The organism is Moorena producens 3L (genome assembly GCF_000211815.1).
GTDB classification, from domain to species: Bacteria; Cyanobacteriota; Cyanobacteriia; order Cyanobacteriales; family Coleofasciculaceae; genus Moorena; species Moorena producens.
This window is the reverse complement of the sequence record NZ_GL890934.1, coordinates 1-22,495: the sequence shown is the minus strand read 5'-3', so window position 1 is coordinate 22,495 and position 22,495 is coordinate 1. Positions and strand designations below refer to the sequence as shown.

Annotated in this window: 21 protein-coding genes, 1 other RNA gene and 2 pseudogenes; 9 read left to right on the top strand and 15 right to left on the bottom strand. The window is 43.9% G+C overall.

From position 1 onward, the window contains the following. The first annotated feature begins 36 nt into the window (after nt 1-36). From LYNGBM3L_RS18570 to LYNGBM3L_RS18560, 3 genes are all read left to right on the top strand, one after another. On the top strand, nt 37-1,209 hold the full coding sequence (locus LYNGBM3L_RS18570; RefSeq protein ID WP_008186458.1) for an amino acid ABC transporter permease: 1,173 nt from the start codon (nt 37-39) through the stop codon (nt 1,207-1,209). 29 nt (nt 1,210-1,238) lie between these two features. After that, complete coding sequence (locus LYNGBM3L_RS18565) at nt 1,239-2,456, top strand: amino acid ABC transporter permease (protein WP_008186454.1); 1,218 nt, start codon at nt 1,239-1,241, stop codon at nt 2,454-2,456. 213 nt (nt 2,457-2,669) lie between these two features. Beyond that, complete coding sequence (locus LYNGBM3L_RS18560; RefSeq protein ID WP_008186452.1) at nt 2,670-3,461, top strand: amino acid ABC transporter ATP-binding protein; 792 nt, start codon at nt 2,670-2,672, stop codon at nt 3,459-3,461. 115 nt (nt 3,462-3,576) lie between these two features. Here the strand turns inward: LYNGBM3L_RS18560 and ribD are convergent, their stop codons facing one another. The 3 genes and pseudogenes from ribD to tnpA all read right to left on the bottom strand — a co-directional run. After that, a complete protein-coding gene (gene ribD / locus LYNGBM3L_RS18555; RefSeq protein ID WP_008186450.1) occupies nt 3,577-4,695 on the bottom strand; it encodes a bifunctional diaminohydroxyphosphoribosylaminopyrimidine deaminase/5-amino-6-(5-phosphoribosylamino)uracil reductase RibD in 1,119 nt (372 codons plus the stop codon). A gap of 144 nt (nt 4,696-4,839) precedes the next feature. Then, nucleotides 4,840-6,891 (bottom strand): serine/threonine-protein kinase, encoded by a 2,052-nt coding sequence (locus LYNGBM3L_RS18550; RefSeq protein ID WP_008186446.1) that lies wholly within the window; start codon nt 6,889-6,891, stop codon nt 4,840-4,842. A 205-nt stretch (nt 6,892-7,096) separates the two neighbouring features. Then, nucleotides 7,097-7,345 (bottom strand): annotated as a pseudogene (tnpA, locus tag LYNGBM3L_RS47605) (IS200/IS605 family transposase); the annotation flags it as partial. Between the two features lie 495 nt (nt 7,346-7,840). Here tnpA and LYNGBM3L_RS18545 point away from each other — a divergent pair. Further along, nucleotides 7,841-8,680, top strand: a complete 840-nt coding sequence (locus tag LYNGBM3L_RS18545) for an HAD family hydrolase (RefSeq protein ID WP_008186444.1) — start codon at nt 7,841-7,843, stop codon at nt 8,678-8,680. A 169-nt stretch (nt 8,681-8,849) separates the two neighbouring features. Beyond that, complete coding sequence (locus LYNGBM3L_RS36765; RefSeq protein WP_071986905.1) at nt 8,850-9,041, top strand: hypothetical protein; 192 nt, start codon at nt 8,850-8,852, stop codon at nt 9,039-9,041. Here the strand turns inward: LYNGBM3L_RS36765 and mreD are convergent. From mreD to LYNGBM3L_RS18530, 3 genes are all read right to left on the bottom strand, one after another. After that, on the bottom strand, nt 9,024-9,569 hold the full coding sequence (mreD, locus tag LYNGBM3L_RS18540) for a rod shape-determining protein MreD (RefSeq protein WP_008186442.1): 546 nt from the start codon (nt 9,567-9,569) through the stop codon (nt 9,024-9,026). The two genes, LYNGBM3L_RS36765 and mreD, sit on opposite strands and share 18 nt — an antisense overlap. Nucleotides 9,570-9,607: 38 nt before the next feature. Further along, nucleotides 9,608-10,348, bottom strand: coding sequence for a rod shape-determining protein MreC (mreC, locus tag LYNGBM3L_RS18535; protein WP_044493822.1), 741 nt, complete (start codon nt 10,346-10,348; stop codon nt 9,608-9,610). 124 nt (nt 10,349-10,472) lie between these two features. Further along, nucleotides 10,473-11,480, bottom strand: a complete 1,008-nt coding sequence (locus LYNGBM3L_RS18530; RefSeq protein WP_008186438.1) for a rod shape-determining protein — start codon at nt 11,478-11,480, stop codon at nt 10,473-10,475. Between the two features lie 378 nt (nt 11,481-11,858). Here LYNGBM3L_RS18530 and LYNGBM3L_RS18525 point away from each other — a divergent pair. Then, nucleotides 11,859-12,225: pseudogene (locus LYNGBM3L_RS18525) on the top strand (single-stranded DNA-binding protein). Between the two features lie 299 nt (nt 12,226-12,524). On the opposite strand, the gene ssrS reads toward LYNGBM3L_RS18525, so the two are convergent. Then, nucleotides 12,525-12,707, bottom strand: a non-coding RNA gene (gene ssrS, locus LYNGBM3L_RS35435) — 6S RNA. A 127-nt stretch (nt 12,708-12,834) separates the two neighbouring features. Here ssrS and LYNGBM3L_RS18520 point away from each other — a divergent pair. Further along, nucleotides 12,835-13,338, top strand: a complete 504-nt coding sequence (locus tag LYNGBM3L_RS18520) for a CRR6 family NdhI maturation factor (RefSeq protein ID WP_008186432.1) — start codon at nt 12,835-12,837, stop codon at nt 13,336-13,338. A gap of 251 nt (nt 13,339-13,589) precedes the next feature. Here the strand turns inward: LYNGBM3L_RS18520 and LYNGBM3L_RS18515 are convergent, their stop codons facing one another. After that, nucleotides 13,590-14,552, bottom strand: a complete 963-nt coding sequence (locus tag LYNGBM3L_RS18515; RefSeq protein ID WP_008186430.1) for a glycosyltransferase family 9 protein — start codon at nt 14,550-14,552, stop codon at nt 13,590-13,592. 127 nt (nt 14,553-14,679) lie between these two features. Between LYNGBM3L_RS18515 and ispD the strand changes: the two genes are divergently transcribed. Together ispD and nfi are read left to right on the top strand one after the other, a co-directional pair. Continuing rightward, on the top strand, nt 14,680-15,384 hold the full coding sequence (gene ispD / locus LYNGBM3L_RS18510; RefSeq protein ID WP_008186429.1) for a 2-C-methyl-D-erythritol 4-phosphate cytidylyltransferase: 705 nt from the start codon (nt 14,680-14,682) through the stop codon (nt 15,382-15,384). 77 nt (nt 15,385-15,461) lie between these two features. Beyond that, a complete protein-coding gene (gene nfi, locus LYNGBM3L_RS18505) occupies nt 15,462-16,121 on the top strand; it encodes a deoxyribonuclease V (RefSeq protein WP_008186427.1) in 660 nt (219 codons plus the stop codon). A 503-nt stretch (nt 16,122-16,624) separates the two neighbouring features. Here nfi and LYNGBM3L_RS18500 read toward each other — a convergent pair. The 7 genes from LYNGBM3L_RS18500 to nblR form a co-directional block, all read right to left on the bottom strand. Continuing rightward, nucleotides 16,625-16,957: a hypothetical protein gene (locus LYNGBM3L_RS18500; RefSeq protein ID WP_008186424.1), complete on the bottom strand. Its 333-nt coding sequence runs from the start codon at nt 16,955-16,957 to the stop codon at nt 16,625-16,627. 98 nt (nt 16,958-17,055) lie between these two features. Further along, entirely contained in the window at nt 17,056-18,588 is a 1,533-nt protein-coding gene (locus LYNGBM3L_RS47595; protein WP_008186422.1) for a zinc ribbon domain-containing protein, read from the bottom strand. A gap of 281 nt (nt 18,589-18,869) precedes the next feature. Continuing rightward, the gene (locus LYNGBM3L_RS45895; RefSeq protein WP_165691805.1) at nt 18,870-19,070 is read right to left on the bottom strand and encodes a hypothetical protein; all 201 of its coding nucleotides are present in this window, start codon (nt 19,068-19,070) and stop codon (nt 18,870-18,872) included. Nucleotides 19,071-19,396: 326 nt separating this feature from the next. Next, a complete protein-coding gene (locus tag LYNGBM3L_RS18490) occupies nt 19,397-19,588 on the bottom strand; it encodes a DUF2949 domain-containing protein (protein WP_044493838.1) in 192 nt (63 codons plus the stop codon). Between the two features lie 429 nt (nt 19,589-20,017). Continuing rightward, nucleotides 20,018-20,191, bottom strand: coding sequence for a hypothetical protein (locus LYNGBM3L_RS43870; protein ID WP_154659847.1), 174 nt, complete (start codon nt 20,189-20,191; stop codon nt 20,018-20,020). A gap of 1,044 nt (nt 20,192-21,235) precedes the next feature. Next, nucleotides 21,236-21,802 (bottom strand): DUF192 domain-containing protein, encoded by a 567-nt coding sequence (locus LYNGBM3L_RS18485; RefSeq protein WP_044493820.1) that lies wholly within the window; start codon nt 21,800-21,802, stop codon nt 21,236-21,238. Nucleotides 21,803-21,812: 10 nt separating this feature from the next. Next, on the bottom strand, nt 21,813-22,495 hold a 683-nt coding region (nblR, locus tag LYNGBM3L_RS18480), incomplete at its 5' end, for a response regulator transcription factor NblR (protein WP_008186411.1).

The window sequence follows — 22,495 nt, the reverse complement described above, 5'->3', positions numbered from 1 at the left end:
AACCAACCTGTAACCTTCAACCTAAACAACTAACCAATGACAAGCAATATAGGTCAAAAGCCTCCTTTGTGGCGGGATGACCGATTTTGGCGCATTGCCATACAAGTCCTATTTGTGCTGGTGGTGATTGGGGTCGTGGCATGGCTAGGCACCAACTTAAGCCGAAATATTCAGCAACAAGCGATTAAATTGGGGTTTGATTTTCTCCAAGATCAAGCCAAATTTGGTATTGGCGATACTCCCATTCCCTACAAACCCACTGACCCCTATAGCTATGCTTTATTGATCGGACTGGCCAATTCATTGCGGGTGATGGTGTTTGGGATTATCCTGACAACTATTGTTGGTATTACCGCCGGGATAGCTAGTTTTTCTGACAATTGGCTAGTGAGTAAGCTGAGTCTGGTGTATGTGGAAGTGGTGCGCAATACACCACTGCTGCTGCAATTGCTATTTTGGTACTTTGGGGTTTTCTTCCAACTGCCAAAACTGTCGGAAAAAATTCAGTTACCTGGGTCGATATTTTTGAGCAAGCGGGGAATTTATATTCCTTGGCCCCCCTTCACCACCCAGCTGTTTCTGTGGTTGGTGGTTTTGCTAGTCGGTGCGATCGCAGCAGTTTTCATCTGGCAGTGGCGCACTAAAGTGATGGTAGAACAAGCACAATCCGGTCAGCCCCAGTTAATTGCTTTAATTGCGATCGCAATTGCTGCTGTCTTAATTATCATCATCGGTTTTGGTTGGCAAAGACCGCAAGAAGTTATCGACACAGGTAATATTGAAGGCGGACTCCGGCTAACTATTGAGTTCTGTGCCTTACTAGCTGGTCTAGTCTTTTACACAGGTGCGTTTATCGCGGAAATTGTCCGAGCTGGAATAGAGTCAGTACAGAAGGGACAGTGGGAAGCAGCAAGATCTTTGGGACTGAAGTCAGGCTTAGCTATGCGGTTAGTTATTTTTCCCCAAGCCTTGCGGGTAATTATCCCTTCCCTAAACAGCCAGTATATGAACCTAGCCAAAAACTCTAGTTTAGCATCTGCTATTGGCTATCCAGATATCTACTCTATTGCTCAAACCACCTTCAACCAAGCGGGTCATGAAATCGAAATAATCGTGGTGATCATACCCCTGACCTATCTAACCATTAACCTGATCATTTCTTTCGTAATGAACCTATTGAATCGGACAGTTCAATTGCAGGAAAGATAATTGGTTAACTGTTGACTTATAACTAGATAATGACTACTGTTAATTCTCAACCTCCTGAACTAGCACCACCCCCTGAACTACAGGTTAATCCAGTTACCTGGATAAAGAAAAATTTATTTAGTACTTGGTATAATAGCATACTAACGGTTACTGTTTTCGGTTTTCTATTCGTAACCGTAAAAGGCTTGATAACATGGGCAACGACTGAAGCCCAGTGGGATGTTATTAAGCTTAACTTCCGTCTATTTTTTGTAGGAACCTATCCCGCCACAGAAAACTGGCGTCCATGGTTGATTCTGGGGATTATTGTATTCCTCTCCGGGATAACTTGGGGAGTTTTAGCAAGAAATGTTCCTACTCTATTTAGTCGCAATGTGTTAATAGCTCTTGTGATCAGTGGTGCTATCTTAGTGCTATTTCCAGTAGCAATTCCCTATCGCTTATTGCTCTTAGGAATAGTAGTGTTACTGGTAGCTAGTGCTTGGGGAGCACAACAGGTTGCTAAGACTCAACCGAAATTGGGGAATTGGTTACCTTTAGCTTGGTTTATTGCTTTATTAATCTTCCTGTGGCTTCTGGGAGGAGGACTCGGACTAAAACAGGTATCCACTAATCAATGGAGTGGTTTACTGCTGAATGTCTTAGCCGCAGTGGTCAGTATTTTAATCTGTTTTCCCCTAGGTGTATTACTAGCCTTAGGACGACAAAGTACCTTACCAGTTGTGCGCGGCTTCTCTATCCTTTACATTGAACTAATCCGAGGACTACCTCTGATTGCGATTTTGTTCATGGGACAAGTAATTATCCCACTATTTCTACCACAAGGAATGCGACCAGACCGGGTGTTAAGGGCAATAATCGGTCTGACTTTATTTAGTGCTGCTTACTTAGCAGAGAATGTACGAGGAGGACTGCAATCTATACCTACAGGTCAAATCGAAGCTGCCAAAGCATTGGGTTTAAATACTCCCCTATCCGTAGGGCTGATTGTGTTACCTCAGGCACTCAAAGCTGTTATTCCTGCTATTGTCGGTCAGTTTATTAGTCTGTTTCAAGACACAACTCTCCTATTTGTTGTAGGTCTAGTAGAGTTGCTTGGTATTGGTGATTCTATCTTTGCCCAAGCCAAATTTGAAACCCCCTATCAAGAAGTGTATCTATTCGACGGAGTCCTATTCTGGTTATTTTGTTACGCCATGTCCACAGCCAGCCGACGCCTCGAAAAACAATTGAATGTAGACCATTGAATCTAGATCATAGATAGATTAGGTACTAGCAAGGAAGATTGAAGGTTAAAGATTAGAGCCTTAACAAAGGAAAGCATAATTTATAATTGATAACCTGTAACTTTTAACCTGTAACCTACCCTTCACCTAAGGCCAAAGGCGAACAATCTCTAACCTTTAACCTTTAACCTTTAACCTTTAACCCAATCGAACCTTACTCAAGGGAAAAGAATTATGACAAATCAACAACCAATCACTGCTTCTCAAGACCCAGTCAATTCCGGAGATACCGAATCCATGATCATCGCTCAAGATGTTCATAAGTGGTACACCAGCAATCAATTTCATGTTCTGCGTGGTGTCAGTCTAGAAGTCAAGAAAAAAGAAGTAGTGGTGATCATGGGGCCTAGTGGGTCTGGTAAATCCACCTTTATTCGGACATTTAATGCTCTAGAAGACTATCAAAAAGGAAAAATTATTATTGATAACATTGAACTATCCCATGACTTGCGAAACATTGATACTATTCGCAAAGAAGTGGGGATGGTTTTCCAACAATTTAACTTATTTCCTCACCTCACTGTGCTGCAAAATGTTACCCTTGCTCCGATTTGGGTGCGGCGCTGGAAAAAGGCAAAAGCTGAAGAAATTGCCATGCAGCTGTTAGAGAAAGTCGGTATTCTCGAACAAGCTAAGAAGTATCCCGGTCAACTGTCAGGGGGACAACAGCAACGGGTAGCTATTGCCCGTGCTTTGGCAATGCAGCCTAAAATCATGTTATTTGATGAGCCTACCTCAGCTCTAGACCCGGAGATGGTGCGAGAGGTACTCGATACCATGCGATCGCTTGCTGATTCTGGGATGACTATGGTTTGCGTTACCCACGAAGTAGGTTTTGCTAGAGAAGTCGCAGACCGAGTGGTCCTAATGGCTGATGGGAAGTTGGTGGAAGAAAGTACACCCCAGGAATTTTTCAACAATCCTCAACATGAACGTACTAAGCAGTTTTTATCTCAAATTTTATAGATATATTTTTTATAAATATAGCCTTGCGCCCAGCACTAAATAGCCTTGAATAAGGTAAAGTAAATTTTCTTACCCCGACTCCCGACTCCCGACTCCCGACTCCCGACTCTACTCCCTACTCCCTATTAGGTATATAACCTTCGACAACATAATCCGATCCTAGCTGACGCCAACTGACTCGTTCTAAGGTTAGAGCATCAGTCATGAGTGTCAAGCCCAAATCTCCTACCGGTGAGGGACCACCGTGACCACCGATGATTTTTGGAGCAATAAAGGCTAAGATTTTTTGGACTGCACCATCTGCGATCGCATTTGCAGCTAAGATACCACCACATTCCCATAACACCCTCGAAAGCTGCCTGTCATATAAATATGCCATTACTCGAGAAGGAGTCAGGGGATTCAATACCACCACCTCTACACCCTGGTTGACCAGATGTTGATATAAATCTCCCTCAGTTCCGACCTCTGTAAACACCAACGTAGGCACATCATCCGTTTGCCAAACACGAGCATCTCTCGGTAAGTCGAGGGTGCGACTCATGATCACCCGTAGGGGATTCGGTGCGTTTGGATTGTGACTAGTCAAATTGGGGTTATCCTGACGCACCGTATTACCGCCCACAATCACTGCATCGCAAGCTGATCGTAGTTGATGCACCCAACTGCGGGACTTTTCCCCTGTAATCCATTTGCTGTGACCACTAGTAGCAGCAATTTTGCCATCTAAGGTCATGGCATACTTGAGAATTCCCAATGGACGCTGGTAAAGAATGCGATGAATAAAGCCTTCATTGAGCTGACGGCAAGCACTCTCTTCCACACCTACCACCACTTCAATCCCAGCCGCCCTTAACCGTTCAATACCTTTTCCAGATACCCGTGGATCAGGATCCACCATCCCGACCACTACTTTAGCGACTCCAGCCTTAATTAACGCTTCTGTACAAGGAGGGGTTCTACCATAGTGATTGCAGGGTTCCAGATTAACGTAAACTGTTGCGCCCTGGGCATTTTCCCCAGCCTCTGAGAGGGCAAACACTTCCGCGTGGGGTTGACCAGCAGCGGGATGAAACCCTTCCCCGACAATTTCCCCATTCCGGACAATTACACAACCCACTAAAGGGTTGGGTGTAGTACGTCCCAGGGCTTGCCGTGCTAGTTGGATGCACCGCTGTATCATGGCTTGCGCCAAAGGAGTTTCAGGAAAAGATGTCACAGGAGAGTTATCCATTGGTCTGTTACTATTCGTCTGTTACTATTGAAATGTTATTTGTAATCATTAATTACATTCATCAGCATTTAACTAACTTTACCTCTAAACATCAGCAAATCGAAATTGCTAACCAATAGCTCACGAACACTAATTACTTACAAACTAATTACTTAACTGTGGCACCTGCCAGAGTTTGATTATCTTTTTACCACCACTAGTAGCAATTGTCTGGCAATCAGGACTAATCGCAAAATATTCAATTGGATTTGGAAAACCATTTAGGGTATAGATTAGTTTTTCATTAGCAAAATCCCACACTTTTATGGTTTTATCTGCACTTCCACTGAACAACTTCTTACACTTAGCACCGATAGCTAATTCTTCCACATAATTGGTATGATCATTTAGACTGTTGACTTCTTCCCCAGTATCTAGATTCCAGACTTTGATAGTATTGTCAGCACTAGCACTAAACAATCGTTGTCCATCCGGACTTATGGCTAGAGAATTCACAAAGCTCTCATGACCTTTGAGAGTGTCGAGCTCTTCCCCAGTGTTGATATCCCAAATTTTAATCGTTTTATCGGCACTAGCACTAAATAGTTGTTGCTCATTCTGACTAATTAATAAAAAGTTAATTGAACTTTTATGACCTTGGATAGTGCGGATTTCTTGTCCCGTGTTGATATCCCAAATCTTAATTGTCTTGTCGGCACTAGCACTAAATAATTGTTGTCCATCCGGACTAAACGCTAGATGATTAATATAACTTTTATGACCTTGGATAGTGCGGATTTCTTGTCCCGTGTTGAGATCCCAAATCTTAATCGTCTTATCGGCACTAGCACTAAATAATTGTTGTCCATCCGGACTAATAGCTAGATAATTAACATAGCTATTATGACCTTCGAGAGTGTGGATTGCTTCTCCCGTGTTAAGATCCCAAATCTTAATATTTTTATCGGCACTAGCACTAACTAATTGTTGTCCATCCGGACTAATTACTAGATAATTAACCCAACTTGAATGACCAGTGAAAGTTTTAGTGTCAACTACAGATAATTCTTGAGCATATATTTCTTGATATTTTCTCAGGGAAGCATTATAGGATTTATACAATAGCCAACCACCAGCACCAAATAATCCAACCACCAGAGCCAATATCCCTCCTAACCACCATCTTCTTCTTGGGGGTTTTACAAATTCCGTTTCTATAGAAATATTGGGTTGAGATTTAGTTTTAAAGCTTTGGTTGGTTGTACTCCCTTCTATATTAGTATTAGCCTTTGAAATACTAATCAAAGAGTAAATATTAGCTAGATCATTTAAAATTTGCTGAGTCTTCTGAGGTCGAGCTGCTGCGGTTGGTGCCATCAAACTATCAATAAAGTCTGCTAGCTGCTCAGATATTTGAGGAGCATGATCACGCCAATGAAATTGATCATTTAACGGATCATAAACACTCTGATCTGTGACTGATTTGCCAGTCAGTAAATAAACAAAGGTTCGCCCCAGAGCATAAAAATCGGACTGTGGGACTGCATAGCCTTTTTCTTGCTCTGGGGGAGTATAGCCATGGGAACTAATCTTGGTAACACTGCCTCCACCACCGATTTCCGCTAGGTAGGTATAGGTCAACTCTCTAGCGGTGCCAAAGTCAATCAATACCAGTTGCCCATTGGCACGGAGCATGATGTTTTCTGGCTTGATATCGCGATGGAAATAGTTTTCTTGGTGAACAAGATGCAAAATCTCTACTATCTGCTTTAACCATTTAAGGGCTTGCGGTTCTAAAATCGGGTGATTGCCCTGTTGCCTCATCCACTGCTTCAAGTTAAGTCCATCAATTTTCTCCATGATGATGCAATGCAGGGGCTCCTTACTATGTCTAGGAAAAAACTGAAAGTAGCCCTCTGGATCGATTTGAGGGATACCGGGATGAGTCAGCTGGCTCAATACAGCTGCCTCTTGGCGAAATAGTTCAATAATTTTGGATTTCGAGTTGTGCTCCGGCTTAAGGACTTTTAGAATTTTTGGTACTGCCCCGTTGTAAGCTTCGTAAACCTTACCAAAGCCACTTTGGTCACTCAACAGGCGCATCACCCGATAGCGACCTTGTAATAACAAATCTGAGCCACAATGGCGACAAACCAGATTCGTCATGTTCCCTGGGTCATCTGGCTGAAGACACAGGGGATTGATACAGTAGCTCATGCCTAGCTACAAAAAGATAGTGGTCTTATCCCAATATTAGGATGGGGGTCTTGAATTAATCTACTCAAAGCAATATTTTCGCTCATTACGCCCCTAGTAGCTCAACAGCAGGAGTGAACAGATCAATATATAGGTTTTTATAGAGTCAGCTAGCAAGCAAAACTACCCACATTCATGGGGGAGATGTAGCCAGCGGTAGGAGCTTTTAAGCTCCGTGATGCTCTCTGTGATTCTCAATATAACGCCTAACTGTTTCAGAGCTGACGTTACCGGCAGTACTGACAAAATAACTTCGAGTCCAAAGGGAAGGGAGTCTAAGCAGGATTGGAAACTCTTGTCTGAGATATCTTGATGACCTTCCCTTAACTCGATTTACTACGTCTTTGGCAGATAGGCAAGGGTAGGCATTAACAAACAGATGAACGTGGTCAGGCTGGATTTCAAGGCTGATTAACTTGCAGTCGAGGTCTGTACAAGACATCTCAGGGCTGGCTAGTTAACAGTGACGCTAACGGAGCCGCAAACATAATCACAAAGGTAGCCACAAGGTTAGGCATCGACCTAACTAGAGTGGGTAGGGCTGTTTTGACTCAGCCGAGACGAATACAACTGTATGCTTCCACAACCTCAGTATAAAGGTCTGAAGAATCCCCCATCTTTCAAGTGGGGGAGAAGTCAAATGCTAGTACAAAGTGGCGGTCATGGAATGCAATTGTTGCCTAATTTTGCCTAAGTGCTGCTCCAGTTCCTTAGGAAAAAAGTTACCTTTATTTATTTAACTATTTATAGTTGCAATTAAACTATCAACCGTCAACCGTCAACATCCTTTCCCGACAGACTACAATATCGTATCAATTCAATGTCCCCTCAAGCAGGTGGCAATCTACACTAAAACTGGTACATTGTAAAGAAGTATGTCAAAAAGCCCAGCCCAGCCAAGAACTAATCTATGAACTGTGTTGCTGCCCCAGACAGGCAATTATCCCGATTTTCCCTGCCTCAAAATACAGTCCCCTACTTGCAACAACTGACCATATTCTGTGATTTTGACGGTCCCATTGTTGATGTTTCCAATCGCTACTACAGCACGTACCAGCTAGCACTAACCGATACTCAAGGGTTCTACCAAGCTCAAGGTATAACCTTACCAATCCAGACCATGAGTAAACAGCAGTTCTGGCACATGAAGCAAGAACGCATCCCTGACGAGGAAATTGCCATGCGCTCAGGGTTACGAGGAGAGCAAATCGATTTCTTCTTGGGGCGTGTGATCAAGATTGTGAATGAATCTGCCTTATTGAACAAAGATCAGCTGCAACCAAACCTAAACTGGGCCTTAGCTTTGCTGCATTCTTATGGCATCCGACTCGTTCTGGTGACATTGCGTTCCACATCTCAGGTCAAACAGATATTGAGCAATTACGGTTTAACTCGTCTTTTTAGCAGCATTTATGGCACAACAGAAAACCACCATGCTTATCAAAACTATGCTCAGGTTAAACAGGAACTTCTCCAACAAGCCCTCTGTGACCATAGTACTTCATCCTACACGGAACAATCTCTGTTAGCTGAACCATCGGTATCTGCTTGGATGATTGGTGATACAGAAGCCGATATTCTCGCAGGACAAGCCCTCTCAATTCCCACCATAGCTCTTACCTGTGGCATTCGTTCTGAATCATATCTCAAGCGGTTTGAACCTACTCATATCTGTAGCGACCTACTTTGTGCCACCTCTTATCTATTAGAACTCTCTAGAGCTGTTGGCTCTACCGAACTTGCTATGTAAAAGCGATGCAGTGGCTCTACGGGCGTTTCCCGCACTCGCGCTTTGCATCAAGACACTGTTAGGAAATAATTAGTATAATCCTGATTGAGCGGGAGTTTTAGTTTTTGATAGAATAATTTTTTATAAATCAACCGCTCAATGATAATTAGTGAGCAATAAGCGCGGTTTTATGCATACTAGGTTCGGTAGAGCCATAACCTTCAACCTTCAACCTTCAACCTTCAACCTTCAACCTTCAACCTTCAACCTTCAACCTTCAACCTTCAACCTTCAACCTTCAACCTTCAACCTTCAACCTTCAACCTTCAACCTTCAACCTTCAACCTTCAACCTTCATAAAGCATTAGGATTGCTCCATTGAATTGCACCACTGCCACCACCGATTGAGTGGATAGTAGACGACTGGTGCCCAAAGACTACTGAGAATTGCAGAACAGATGGCAATACGCTGATGGTCTGTCCAGATTTGTGCTAATTGGCGAGAGCCTTGAAAACTATGCTGAATAGCGGTCACTGTTTCCCCAACAATCGCCATGCCAAACACAATTAAAGCTACTGAAATAAAATCTTCCTGAATATACCGCTGCTTTTGAATTAGAGCAGTCAAGATCCCAACGATGGCAAGGCTATAGACATGGGTAGGCTCAGGGAATGTCATACCATCTTGTACTAATCCCAATACCAACCCTGCGAATGCTCCTTGAAACGCTGTGCGTTTAATGCTCCAGGCAACAACCCAAATCAACAGCCAGTTGGGAGCGATTCCCAGTAATTCCATTCCCGGTAAACGTGTCAGTAATAAGATTGAGCAGAGGATAACTGAACTAACTGTCACTGCCCAATTGATTGTTCGACGAACCCAAATAGAAAACTCAGACGTGTTGGTCATTGGTGATTAGTCATTGTTGATTAGTCATGGGTCATGGGTCATGGGTCATTTGGATCAATAATCACCCACTCCAGATAACTCATCGGGGCTGTCAACTCAATAATCGCCTCTGGGGCTGGACTTTTGTCAAGAATAACAGACTCTACACGTCCTAGGGGTAAACCAGCTGGGAAAAGCTGGCTGACAGTGGAGGTAGCCACAGCATCACCAGGACGGACGTTTGGCACTTTATCAAAAAACTGCATTATTGCCCGATTAGTTCCTTGTCCACGCAAAAAACCCATGCTACGGCTACGGCTGATCACGGCACCTACCTTACTAGTGGGGTCACTGATCAGCAAGGCACGACTGGTGTGGGGTGTCACGGTAACGACTCTACCCACTACACCGCCAGGTGCCATAACAACGAAGCCCTTTTTGATCCCAGCTTCACTCCCTCTTCCCAGAATGATTTCTTGCCACCAGCTGTCAGCGCTACGTCCCACAACAGGCGCAACAATTCTTAGTTTCTTCGGGGTTTTTTTATAACCTAACAGCTCTTTTAGCTTCTGGTTTTGGGTTTTGAGTTCCTCTACCTGCTGTTGTAGTTCCAGTGTCCGCGCATTAGAGAGGCTTTCTTCTTTAGCAGGTAGCGATTGAAAAGGGCGGGTTATCAATTGATAGATTTCAAAAATTGTTGCACCCTGAGTTCTTCTAAGTAACCAAGCAGCAATTAGGGTAAGACTCCCCAGCATAATTGCTACTCCATGTCTCCCCCACCAGCGACGCAGCATGTACATAGCCTATCCATAAAATAGTCAGATTTTGGCTAATCAGTGAGTTTTTACACTAGCCACACTCAATCTACACTCTTAAGATATTGAATAAAAATACTCTTTAAGGTTGATGTTTAATAGCTGACAATTACATATTACGGGAACGTCCACTAAACACCCGCTCTAACTGTTTGTAGTTCTCTAAGACTCGACCAGTTCCCAAAACAACACAGCTGAGGGGATCAGCGGCCACATGGGTTACAATGCCGCTTTCATGACTAATCAGTGTATCTAATCCTTTCAATAAAGCACCACCACCCGCCAGCATAATACCTCTATCAATAATATCAGCTGCCAGCTCGGGGGGAGTCCGTTCTAGAGTGCGCTTAACAGCATCAACAATAACAGAAAGGGGTTCTGCCATACTTTCACGAATCTCTGGTCGTTTGATCGTAACAGTTCGTGGCAAGCCAGACAGCAAGTGTAATCCTCGCACTTCCATGGCAGCTTCATTATCGTCAGGTGTTGGATAGGCTGAGCCAATGCGGATTTTGATGTCTTCTGCTGTCCGTTCCCCAATTACTAGGTTATGGACTTTTTTCATATACTGAGTAATTGCTTCACTCAGTTCATCTCCCGCAACACGCACTGATTCGCTTAGAACTGTTCCCTGCAAACTTAGAACTGCTACCTCAGTGGTGCCTCCACCGATATCAATAATCATGTTACCTGTTGGTTCTGCTACAGGTAATCCAGCACCAATGGCTGCTGCTACTGGTTCATCAATTAACCTAACTTCTCTAGCACCAGCCTGTAATGCGGCTTCCATGACGGCTCGTCGTTCCACACCTGTGACACCGCTAGGGATACCAATCACAATCCGAGGTGAAACTAGGGCTTTGCCTTCGTTTACCCGCTGGATGAAGTGCTTCAGCATCAGTTCAGCGGTATCGAAATCAGCAATCACACCATCCCGTAAAGGACGTACGGCAACTACATTACCTGGGGTTCTGCCCAACATCTTTTTTGCCTCTTCGCCTACGGCTAGGGGAACCTTTTCGTCTTGATCAATGGCAACCACAGAAGGCTCTTGAAGAACAATGCCTTTACCAGATACATAGACTAAGGTGTTAGCTGTACCCAGGTCTATACCCATGTCCCGTGACAGGGAAAAGTGATTCAAAATACTCACTAGTTTCTACGCCTCACAAAATGCTGTGTACAACCGAAATTGCACCGGAACTGTAACTGAGGTGGATTCTATTATGTTTTTTCCAGTTAGTCTAGTACGCTAGTACACTAGGTCATTATGATTCTCCGGATACTATTTGGAAGAAATTTCTGCGAATACACCCAGCTGCAAATACATAACGGTTTCATCGGCTCAAGTTAAGCTCCAGTTAACTAGAATATTGTTGATGACTGACTTGCTTCGGTGACTTAAAATAAGTCTTAAAATAAGTTAGTAATTGTTATACACCAGCTGAATCTGTTATTGTAGAGCCATAATCAGTACAAAAGTACCAATATAACTATGAGTCTCAATGTTGTCCATTTAGTCGGTCGTGCAGGTACAGACCCAGATGTTAAGTATTTTGAGTCTGGGGGTGTATTGTGTAAACTGGCCTTGGCAGTGAGACGACGGACACGCAATAGTGATCAGCCTGACTGGTTCAACTTAGAGATTTGGGGGGAAGACGGCGGAAGTAGCTGCTAATTATGTGCGTAAAGGTAGCTTAATTGGTGTAAAAGGGTCTTTGAAAATTGACACTTGGAGCGATCGCACCACCGGAGCTGATCGCTCACAACCTGTGATCCGAGTAGAGCGCCTTGATTTACTTGGCTCTAAGCGTGATACTGATCCGAGCGCTGTAAGTAGCTATGATAACACCGAATTTTGAATAGTTTTGATTTATACTCAAACCTCATAACTAGTCTAGCTATTAGCTTTCGAGGAAACTAATAGCTAGACTAGTATAGGTCTGGATTTATACCCTAAGTTCCCTGAGTAAAAACTAAAATACTTAGGGCTAAGAAACTTAGCTCTAAAACATTTAGGTCTACTGCTTACCTAATGCTATGAACTAGATCTATTGCTTTTCAGCCAATTCCTGTGTTTAGGTGATTACTTACCAGTTGCCGAGCACTAGTTGCCGAACACTAGTCAAACATCCTTCAGACGATGATTGTCTGATCCTACAGGTTCACCAAGAAGCCGTCTTACCTCAGTTTATGACCTGGCTAACCAGGTGGGCACTGTCGAATATCGCTTGAAGTTTCTGGGTATTTTCCCAGTCTACTGCCGCAAATCCGATTAGTTCCCTTATATATATGAGCATAGATCAAAAAACACTATTGGCAGTCACCAACTTCCCAGTAAAACCTGCTGACTCTATTGTAGTAGCTGCTCAAAATATCTGCAACATCTAGGTGTTTGACCACATAAATGCCTAGCAGGAGAAAATAGTGTAATAAGACTTTACTGATTTTGTTGACATTGGAACTATTGCGTGACTACAATCATTTCCTTAAATACTAACCATTTCCAAACCTTAGACTTGTCTCCAGCTCAGACAGTGGTTGAAGGGTGGCTGCAAGACGGTGCGATCGCAAACTATGAGCAGCAGCTAGGCTTTAAGATTGATTTTGATTGCGATCCTGAGGATCCACGAGAATTCTCAGAGATCCCAGAGGTGCGGTTATGGTTTGTGCGCTTGGATGCTACCTATCCCTGGTTACCTTTTCTACTAGATTGGAAATCTGGGGAATTCGTCCGCTATACTGCTATGCTAGTGCCCCACCAATTTAATCGTACAGAAGGCATCCAGTACAACTCTGAAGCCTTAGAAATTTTCGTGATGCAGAAGATCTTTGTACTTAGTCAATGGTTAAAGCAGTGGGGTATACAAAGCCAATCCCGCCTCAAGTCGATGGCTCAGTTACTTGGCTATGAACTAGATGATACTTTGTTTGATCTGATCGAAATCTCAGGGGGTGATATCAAGTCCGGTTGAATACCCATCATAAAGAAGATTGATGGGGAGATGGGGAGATGGAGCCGGGGCTGATAAGTACAAGAAACGCTATAGTTGGAGAAGAGATACGATGAATGGGCAGTTTATGCCTGTGCAAAGTATAAGTCCACATCGGGTTGATTATCATCTCAATCAACCCCTATAGCTTCAGCTTTCCATCCTCCCTCAACAGAGTTTGGGGATAACAGAAAAGCGCCTTTATTACTTTCTCAACAAATACTGGGAGCCTATTAGCTACCCCAAATTTGCTCTAATACAGTTTCCGGTTTGATATCGGCAATCCGACCGGTAGCTGATTGAATACCGTATACCCCCTCCTTGGCAGGTAGTAGTTTTTTGGCCTGTGTCGGACCAAACAAGGCAATGGTAGGAGTACCAACAGCTACAGCTAGATGCATCGGTGCACTATCGGTACACAGCATCAAATTAGCACCAGCAATCATGGCTGCCAATTTTCCAATATCTTCTGGAGCAGTAACAATGATGTCACGATGGTACTCGATCATAGCCTGGCACCATTCTGCATCCTCTGGCCCTTTTAGCAAGACAATGGGCAGATCTGGTTGTTTTTGGCGAATGTCCTCAACAATCTTCTGCCATTGCTCAACTGGGTAGATTTTATCAATTCCTTGGGACAGAGCGAGTTGACTAGAACCGCCATGAATAAGAATGTAGCCAATTTCTGGAATCTCTAGCTGTTGCTGTTGAGCTTCTGCCCATTCAATATCTGATTTGGGAACTCTAACCGCGAGTTCTTGACAAGGAACGTTAATACCGAAACCTAGTAGTAAGTCGTGGTACATATGGGCAGCATACTGCTCAGTTTTTAGGGGCACAGGGTTGGTAAAAAACAAATCCCTTGAACCAGCTTGGTAACCAATTCGACGCACAATACCAGTCATCCAGAGCAACAGCCCAACTGACCACCGACGTCCCAGGGTCATCGCAGCATCGTACTCGCGATCGCGGATCACTCCCAACAAGTTACCAAAATCTGCGAGACCATTGCGGTCTTTAAAATCAAAGGTTAGAACTTCATCGACTGACTGACAAACCCGATAAGCCCCCTTGGCTCGCGGTTCCACAATAACGTCAATCTCAGCTTTGGGATAATACTGTTTTAGTTGTGAGAGGGTGGGAAAGAACAGGATTTGGTCGCCAATTCCACCAGGAACAAGGGCTAGTATTCTCATCTCAAATTACTTGAGCTTACGGATCAGTTTAATTTTAACTTGACGCTTGAACGACTAATTCTGAATTATATCCAGGGCATATTATCCTAAGCTCAGCCATGAAGCAGCAGCTAAGAGGTAGAATATCGTGCATTTATTAATTCCAGCAGCCGGAATGGGACGACGGATGGGGAGCGATCGCAATAAGCTTCTTTTAATACTTCTAGGTAAACCAATACTGGCTTGGACACTGCTAGCAGCAGAGAAAGCCAGTAGTATTAGCTGGATTGGGATCATGGGACAACCCTATGACTGGCCAGAGTTTAAAGCAATTCTAGCTGAACTTGCCCTATCTAAACCTGTGGAGTTGATTGAGGGGGGTGAAACGCGGCAAGAATCTGTCTATAATGGCTTGCAGGCTTTACCAGCAGAAGCCAAAAGGGTGTTGATTCACGATGGTGCTAGATGCTTAGCTAGCCCTGAGTTACTGGCACGGTGTGCCCAAGTCTTAATGGGTTGTCCCGGTCTAATTGCCGCTGTGCCAGTCAAGGATACGATTAAAGTGGTGGATGAAGCCAATCTTGTTCAAGATACACCGGATCGGAAGGGATTGTGGGCAGCACAGACACCCCAGGGATTTGAGGTGAAGTTGTTGAAACAGTGCCATGACCAAGGACGTGAGGCTGGCTGGGAAGTTACGGATGATGCCGCTTTGTTTGAACGGTGCAGCTTGCCAGTAAAGATTGTGGAAGGGGAGGAGACGAATTTGAAGGTAACTACCCCAGTTGATTTAGCGATCGCAGAATTTATCTTGCGCCAACGTTTTGAACTCAGTGGAACCGAATCTAGTTAATTAATTAACCATGATTAATCATAGTTTATGTTGCCCAAGGGAATGGAAAATTTCCACATACCAATAATGAAATTACTATGGAGATCCAACAACGCCACCCTTGGCCAGTCAATAGTGAAGAAGCCAAAGCAATTCAACAACAACTACAACCTGAAGTAATTTCTGAAGATCAGTTGGGGGAAGTGCAATATGTTGCTGGTGTGGATGTAGGTTTTGAGGAGGATGGCGCTATATCACAGGCAGCAGTAGCAGTTTTAAGCTTTCCCGACTTGCAGCTGAGGGAAAATGCGATCGCACGCAGACCCACTACCTTTCCCTATGTACCAGGCTTCCTATCATTTCGAGAAGTCCCTGTAGTACTGGATGCTTTGGAAAAAATTAGCATTATCCCTGACTTAATTTTGTGTGATGGTCAGGGCATTGCCCATCCTCGTCGCTTTGGTCTTGCCTGCCATCTGGGGGTACTGACAGATATTCCTACCATTGGTGTGGCTAAGTCGCGATTCATTGGTGATCATGAACAGTTGCCCGAAAACAAAGGTAATTGGCAACCGCTGAGGGATGATGGAGAAATCATTGGAGCCGTTGTGCGTACTCGGACTGGAGTTAAGCCAGTCTATGTTTCCATTGGTCATCGCATCAGCTTACCCACAGCAATTGATTATGTGTTGCGCTGCACATCTAGGTATCGATTACCAGAAACAACTCGCTGGGCTGATCAACTAGCATCAAAGTGAAGTTAGAATTTAGAATTTAGAATTTAGAATTTAGAAGTTAGAATTTAGAATTTAGAATTTAGAATTTAGAATTTAGAATTTAGAATTTAGAATTTAGAATTTAGAATTTCCCATCCTACATTCTGCCTTCTGCCTTCTGCCTTCTGCCTTCTGCCTTCTGCCTTCTGCCTTCTGCCTTCTGCCTTCTGCCTTCTTCATTCTGCCTTCTGCCTTCTGCCTTCTTCATTCTGCCTTCTTCATTCTACATTCTACATTGTACATTCTTCATTCTACATTCTACATTCGTTCATTCTTCATTCTTCATTCTTCATTCTTCATTCTTCATTCTTCATTCTTCATTCGACCTTCTACATTCTTCATTCTTCATTCTTCATTCTTCATTCTTCATTCTACATTCTACATTCTACATTCTACATTCTACATTCTACATTCTACATTCTTCATTCTTCATTCTACATTCTTCATTCTACATTCTTCATTCTTCATTCTTATGGTAATACCTCTTATTCTAATCGATTCACCCGTTCCTTGAGTTCTATTACTAAGGTAGCAAGACGCTTAAACATTGGGTGATCAGCGTCTACGCTGCTATAGCTATCAGTTGGTGATGGTCCCTGGTGTTGAGTGGGTCGATTACTATCAGGAACTGACTGGCTGACCTGACGTAACTTAGTCTCTAACTGATTGAGTTTAAATCTCAAGTTAATTATCTCAGATTCAAGAGAAGAAATCCGCGATTCTACAACAGTCATAGAAGCTGTGGCTGGTGGAATAAACTGTGAGATAAAAATTCCTAAGATTAAGCCAAAAGCGAGTATTACGATTGTTCGTTTCAAAGTAGTACAACCCCATTAGTTATCTTACTACCCATTATGAGATACTCTTAAACCGTCATTAATCGGGATCATCCAGTATGAAACGGTCAAGGTGCAATTTATTGTTGTCCGAGTGAGGAGTGGTCATGCAGTAATTGGAGTTGAACTTTCCACCCATCTGTCTGGACGTTCCTGGCATCTCGACCAGGAGTTGCTTGAAAGCCTGAGCAAAGCTCATGTTTACAATCAATCCAACCAAGCTCAACTGCATCAAGCAGACTCAGTCCCATCCCTTTCAAGAAACGCGCGGTACGACGCAACAATACTGCCATTACCTCGGTCTTATTCATGTACCGAGTTAGTTCCTTGTCCGTACCCCGAGCAAGGATGTTTTTGGCAGCATTGTGGTCAGCCTGTAACACGACCCCATTAAATCTGGTAAAGTTGTCCCCGCTCCTTTTCCCCAACAGGGTTCCAGTCACGGAGTCAACTTGCGACGTGTAACTAGGCTGGACTTCTGTCACAATCGACCCAGTCCAATCAGCCCATTTTTGTAATGAGTCCCGCATTTGACCCTTCATCCAGCTATTAAGCTTGCGAGACATGGCTTTGGACTGACGTTTTCCTTTAATCGGTTGTGTTAAATCTTCTGCAAAAATTTTAAGTGACTTCCCATTAAAAAGAGACTTAGATGCGGCTCCTATGATAGCCGTTAATTCTGACTGATTTTGTCTGTAACGCTTGTTCTCTGTTTTTCTGCTTAAGTTATTTTTAAGAATACGATCCGACTTAGCTGGGTCTATTTTTTCTAGTTTTCTATGAAGTGCCCAAAGCTTTCCTCTTTTGCGGTTTTTGGCACATATACGAACGGACTTTTTGGTGGTAACTTTGCCTAACCCTTTCCCATGCGCTTGACCCTCTGAATCATAGAAAGCCTCCGTGTATCCCTTGTCTACTCCTACAGGGCGACGTTCACCGGGAATTTCTACATTTCCATGGTCTACAAGAAAATGAATCTCAAACCTTTGCAGAACTTGGTTATGTATCAACCGAATTTGTCCTTTTATTTTTCGGTTAGATCTGACGATTATCCTGTTTCTCTTTCCTCTCCTTAATCCAGCTAATTCTAGTTGGTATGTATTGCGAGAGAGTCGTTTGCATTTATAACCCACTTGTTGATAAACTATCTGGTTCTTAACCCAGGAATGTCCCCGCTGGAATTCTTTCCTAACTAGTCTATGCAGCAGTGGGTTTTCCAAAAAAGCTAAGGTTTTAAGCTGTTTGCAAAGTTTTTTCCTGGTCTTTTGGTTTTCTTTCCCCGGAAACCTTCTATAAATTTTCTTTATTACCGCATCGATACAGGCTGCCTGCTGGGCTGTAATGGCTTTTGCTACATCATTGATAGTCCAGTCCATTATTTTGGCAGGCAACCCCAGAGTATCTGGAGTCCTGAAGCTTTTTACTTCCGGGATAGCCTTTTTCCAGTCCAGTCCCCAATGCTTGATGCTCCCCAGCTTGTTGTAAGACTCAGCTCTAACGATGCCTAGTTTTTTCATTGTAGACAGCAACTCAGTCTCAATCGACTCAGTCATCCCCACTACGGGGACAATTTGAGTCGATAGCTTTTTGGTTACGCCTACTTTTTTTGACATCGTCAACTGGTGTGTCTTCTTTCTTGATTTAGATAGATTTCTAGCGCTAGCAAAACGTCAATGTCGGTTTGGTACGGTTAAAAACCGTTTTATACCTATTTATTGGGGTTTAGTTGCGTGACTCGTTCCTTTGGACTTTCATTGTAACCATTCAACTATCAGCAGTAAGCTGAAGGGCTACAGGAATAGTATGAATGGCTGATAGCTGATAGCGCTAGACTGAATAGTTACATTGATAGTGACATTAAGATAGCCAAGATGTATCAAAAAGAGCGAGTCACTCATGGGGTGCATCTCATATTTGTAAAAGGGGAATGGGGAATGGGGAATGGGGAATGGGGAATGGGGAATGGGGAATGGGGAATGGGTAATAGGTAATGGGTAATAGGTAATAGGGGAAGCATGTCACTTAAGCCTAATATTTTTACCATTACTATAGCCCCCTGATGGGTAATTGCTTGCTGATCTGGTAAATAGTTCATCTGTTCTGCAACTAAGACCGGATTTTTGTTGTTTTGTCAAGTAGTTCATTTGTTAGGCTTCTTTGACCTGCTCCCTTTATAGTCGGGTGCATCTCATATTTGTAAAAAAGGAAGTGTGGGGCCCGGGCCCGGGGAGTGTGGGAATTTTCTCCCGAATTTTTGCCTAATTGCAAAACTGAGATGCACCCCACTCATGAAACCGCTCTTTTTGATAAGGGGATAAATAGTTAAGGACAAAGTAGAATTATAAATTTGTCTTAGGGATATTTTAACCCAAAGACATAGCTCCTTAGACATAGTTTCTCTCCTCCCTGATGGCTCAGGCTTTAGGCTGTTTCCAACCAGTCATAAATTTTATCTAATTGCTCCAGAGTTACCAAACCATACTGCCAAAGAATCATTGGCAAAAGTCCTGGATCTTGTTCCCGGTGTCGTTGTGCGATCGCAATTGAATCTCTAGAAATTGCTAACTCTTCTTGGAGAAAATGCAAGAATTTTGTATAGGTTTTTGGTGCCATAATTAGTTGTATTTCACCTCCTTTAATAGGCTCTATTTGGGAATTAGTAATCTGAATGTGTAAACCATCAGTAGCCACTATCTCATCTGTCCACTAGGAAATTACGAGTGTCGGTTATACCTGACATAGAAACAGTAGGAAATTTTCAGGTTTTAAGGATAATTAATCCCATAGGAAAGTAGTTGACTTTCCCAATCATCACCCGACTAGGATTTAGGATGACAGGAATAGCACTCTAGTATCCCTGTATAAATTTTCAGGGTTAGGAGGCTGATTACCTGTGTCCTAAATCACTGCCAACCTGAGATTCTCGTCAACCTAGAACAGCAATCTTATGTGTCTTGATGCAGTCGCTCATGGGGGAAACCACGGCAGTCGCTCATGGGGGAGACCACGGCAGTCGCTCATGGGGGAAACCACGGCAGTCGCTCATGGGGGAAACCACGGCAGTCGCTCATGGGGGAAACCCCCAAGACCGCGCTGCCTCCCCAAGACCGCGCTGCCTCCCCAAGACCGCGCTGCCTCCCCAAGACCGCGCTGCATCGCTTTCTTCCCAGTATCGAGATCAAATACCCCACTCGCATCACCCCTAGACCTTGCCAACACACTGAGTTGGCAAGACCCTCCTAGCTCATATGGTTAAGTCAAGCAAAATTCGACAGTTTTAAACACACACTACATCAGACCCTTGATTGACAATGGTCTGTCAAGTTAAAAACTTTGGCTGGCGTACGCTATAACTGACTACTCTCTCACACCCTCAACTTAGCGATTCACCGCTAAGAGTCAGTAGCGTCACCCCTACCCTTGTTTTCCCAACCTTGATTAATTATGTCAAGGGCAGCCATTAGTAATCAAGGGTATAGTCATTTGCGAGCTTTTTACATCTGTCTTAGGAAAGATTACCCTAATTTAGCTTAATCCGCCAGAAGCCCCACGACAGAGGTAAGCATTAAACTATTGGCAGTCAGCTGAATGCTTATGTATAGGGATGATAGCATAAGGCTTAACGAAACTCGCGGAATTCCCCACCCTCAAGAGGGGTGGGGATGGATAGCGAGACGACAACTTACGATGATTCGTGATATAATAAAATTGGTCGCTGACCCGCCTGACTGACTAAAAGGCTACCTATTGATAGAAGGTATAAAAGTACTAGCAGAGCTCAGGGAAGAGACTTGCCCCAGCTGGTTAGCCATAGATGCTGTAATTCCAAGGTGAGTCTGTCGTAAAAATATACATCTGCGGAAGGCGGATGTCTGCCTGTGGACGCTGAGTAAGACCAACGCCAGCTTGCTGGTTGAGGCGTCGGCGGATGAAGCGGGAAATCCCAAAGACGAATAAGACCGTCACTGAACTGACCTGGGAATGGGAAGCCCCAACCTCAGCGAAGCAGGTTGGGGTACTTCACTGCTTTATACCTAGTTCTTGAGACTTGAGGGATTAGGATTAGGCTTTAAGCAATAAAGCCTGAACCCTTGCCACAATGCATTGCTGAATCAAGGAATTAATATTATAAGGTGGTGCGTTACGGGACGGGCTGTCCAAACAAGGCGCGAAGAGGCGGTCAGAGGGAGCCCTTCCCTAACACACCCTACGCAACTGTGCCACCTTCGCCTAACCCTCAAAGCTAAATGTTATAGAGTACTAGTTAGGTGCAGTACTACTCCGATCCAGAAACTTAACAGTGACCTGGTCACCTACTTTCAGACCCAGTTCAGCCGCACGTCCGCCACGGAGTTCAATCACTTGGTCAATAATTTCCTTTCCTGGACCATAGGTAGGACATTTATCGGTTTGGCAGGGGGGGACAGATTTTGCGATCGCTTTTACTTCCCCATTTCTTAGAAACACCATATCCAGATAGATTTTAACATTCTTCATCCAAAAGCTGACACGCCGTGGTGGGTCGAAGCCAAATAACATCCCCCGATCCGGTGCTAGAGATAGGCGATACATCAAACCCATTGCCTGTTGCTCAGGGGTCTGTGCCACTTCCAGCCCAATCCGCTCACCTGCGATGTCAGCCTCAGCAGAAATTGGTAACATTTGACCTAATTTGCTTGGTGATTGTGAAACTGATGGGGCTGTTGCTGGTGGTTGACCAGATTTCACAGAGGTACTATTTATAGTGTCTTCTGGAACTGACCCTGCTGAACAGCCCATGATTAAAATACTTAGTGCTATTGCACATAGAGTGATTTGAAACGTCATACCCACAACCCTAAGCCTCCCGTAACACATAACCAACACCACGCACCGTCTGGATTAATCGCCTTTCACCTTCATCTTCTATCTTGATACGTAAATAGCGAATATAGACTTCAATCACATTGGACTCTCCCATAAAGTCATAACCCCAAACATTTTCCAAAATTTGTTCGCGAGTTAATACTTCTCTGGGATGGCTGATCAAATACTTGAGCAGTTCAAACTCTTTCATGGTCAAATCAATCACCCGTCCGTTGCGCATGGCTCTACGCTGGCTTAGGTCTAAAGTTAGTTCTCCAAACCTGAGCTGCTCGGAGCCTCCTGTTTTTGGCTCTAGATAAAGCCGCACCATTTTCACAAATGGCTCGCTACGATAGGGTTTCAGGAAATAATCATCAGCTCCTGCTTCTATACAAGCCACTCGATCCTCTACTCGGTCATGAGCCATCAGCATGATTACAGGTACGCGAGAGCCTTCACGTCTGAGCTGATCGCATAATCTCAGCCCTGATTCTCCTGAAAGTGCTCTATCCACAACCACCATTGCTGGCTGGAGTTCACAGGCTTGATGGCAAGCAACGGAGGCATCAAGGGCAATGACGGTATGATAACCTGCTTCTTTCAAGTCCTGACTCAGCCGTTCCGCCAATATTTGATCGTTTTCTACAACTAAGACACAGGGATTCCTTTTCCAGG

What these genes read in the sequence shown, in the direction of transcription:
- LYNGBM3L_RS18485 (WP_044493820.1), bottom strand. Translation starts at nt 21,802, where the DNA reads ATGACGTTTCAAATCACTCTATGTGCAATAGCACTAAGTATTTTAATC.
- LYNGBM3L_RS47595 (WP_008186422.1), bottom strand. Translation starts at nt 18,588, where the DNA reads ATGTCAAAAAAAGTAGGCGTAACCAAAAAGCTATCGACTCAAATTGTC.
- LYNGBM3L_RS18560 (WP_008186452.1), top strand. Translation starts at nt 2,670, where the DNA reads ATGACAAATCAACAACCAATCACTGCTTCTCAAGACCCAGTCAATTCC.
- LYNGBM3L_RS18515 (WP_008186430.1), bottom strand. Translation starts at nt 14,552, where the DNA reads ATGAGAATACTAGCCCTTGTTCCTGGTGGAATTGGCGACCAAATCCTG.
- nfi (WP_008186427.1), top strand. Translation starts at nt 15,462, where the DNA reads ATGGAGATCCAACAACGCCACCCTTGGCCAGTCAATAGTGAAGAAGCC.
- LYNGBM3L_RS45895 (WP_165691805.1), bottom strand. Translation starts at nt 19,070, where the DNA reads ATGAACTATTTACCAGATCAGCAAGCAATTACCCATCAGGGGGCTATA.
- LYNGBM3L_RS18570 (WP_008186458.1), top strand. Translation starts at nt 37, where the DNA reads ATGACAAGCAATATAGGTCAAAAGCCTCCTTTGTGGCGGGATGACCGA.
- mreC (WP_044493822.1), bottom strand. Translation starts at nt 10,348, where the DNA reads ATGTACATGCTGCGTCGCTGGTGGGGGAGACATGGAGTAGCAATTATG.
- LYNGBM3L_RS18530 (WP_008186438.1), bottom strand. Translation starts at nt 11,480, where the DNA reads ATGGGTATAGACCTGGGTACAGCTAACACCTTAGTCTATGTATCTGGT.
- mreD (WP_008186442.1), bottom strand. Translation starts at nt 9,569, where the DNA reads ATGACCAACACGTCTGAGTTTTCTATTTGGGTTCGTCGAACAATCAAT.
- LYNGBM3L_RS18565 (WP_008186454.1), top strand. Translation starts at nt 1,239, where the DNA reads ATGACTACTGTTAATTCTCAACCTCCTGAACTAGCACCACCCCCTGAA.
- ribD (WP_008186450.1), bottom strand. Translation starts at nt 4,695, where the DNA reads ATGGATAACTCTCCTGTGACATCTTTTCCTGAAACTCCTTTGGCGCAA.
- LYNGBM3L_RS18550 (WP_008186446.1), bottom strand. Translation starts at nt 6,891, where the DNA reads ATGAGCTACTGTATCAATCCCCTGTGTCTTCAGCCAGATGACCCAGGG.
- LYNGBM3L_RS18490 (WP_044493838.1), bottom strand. Translation starts at nt 19,588, where the DNA reads ATGGCACCAAAAACCTATACAAAATTCTTGCATTTTCTCCAAGAAGAG.
- LYNGBM3L_RS18545 (WP_008186444.1), top strand. Translation starts at nt 7,841, where the DNA reads ATGAACTGTGTTGCTGCCCCAGACAGGCAATTATCCCGATTTTCCCTG.
- LYNGBM3L_RS36765 (WP_071986905.1), top strand. Translation starts at nt 8,850, where the DNA reads ATGCATACTAGGTTCGGTAGAGCCATAACCTTCAACCTTCAACCTTCA.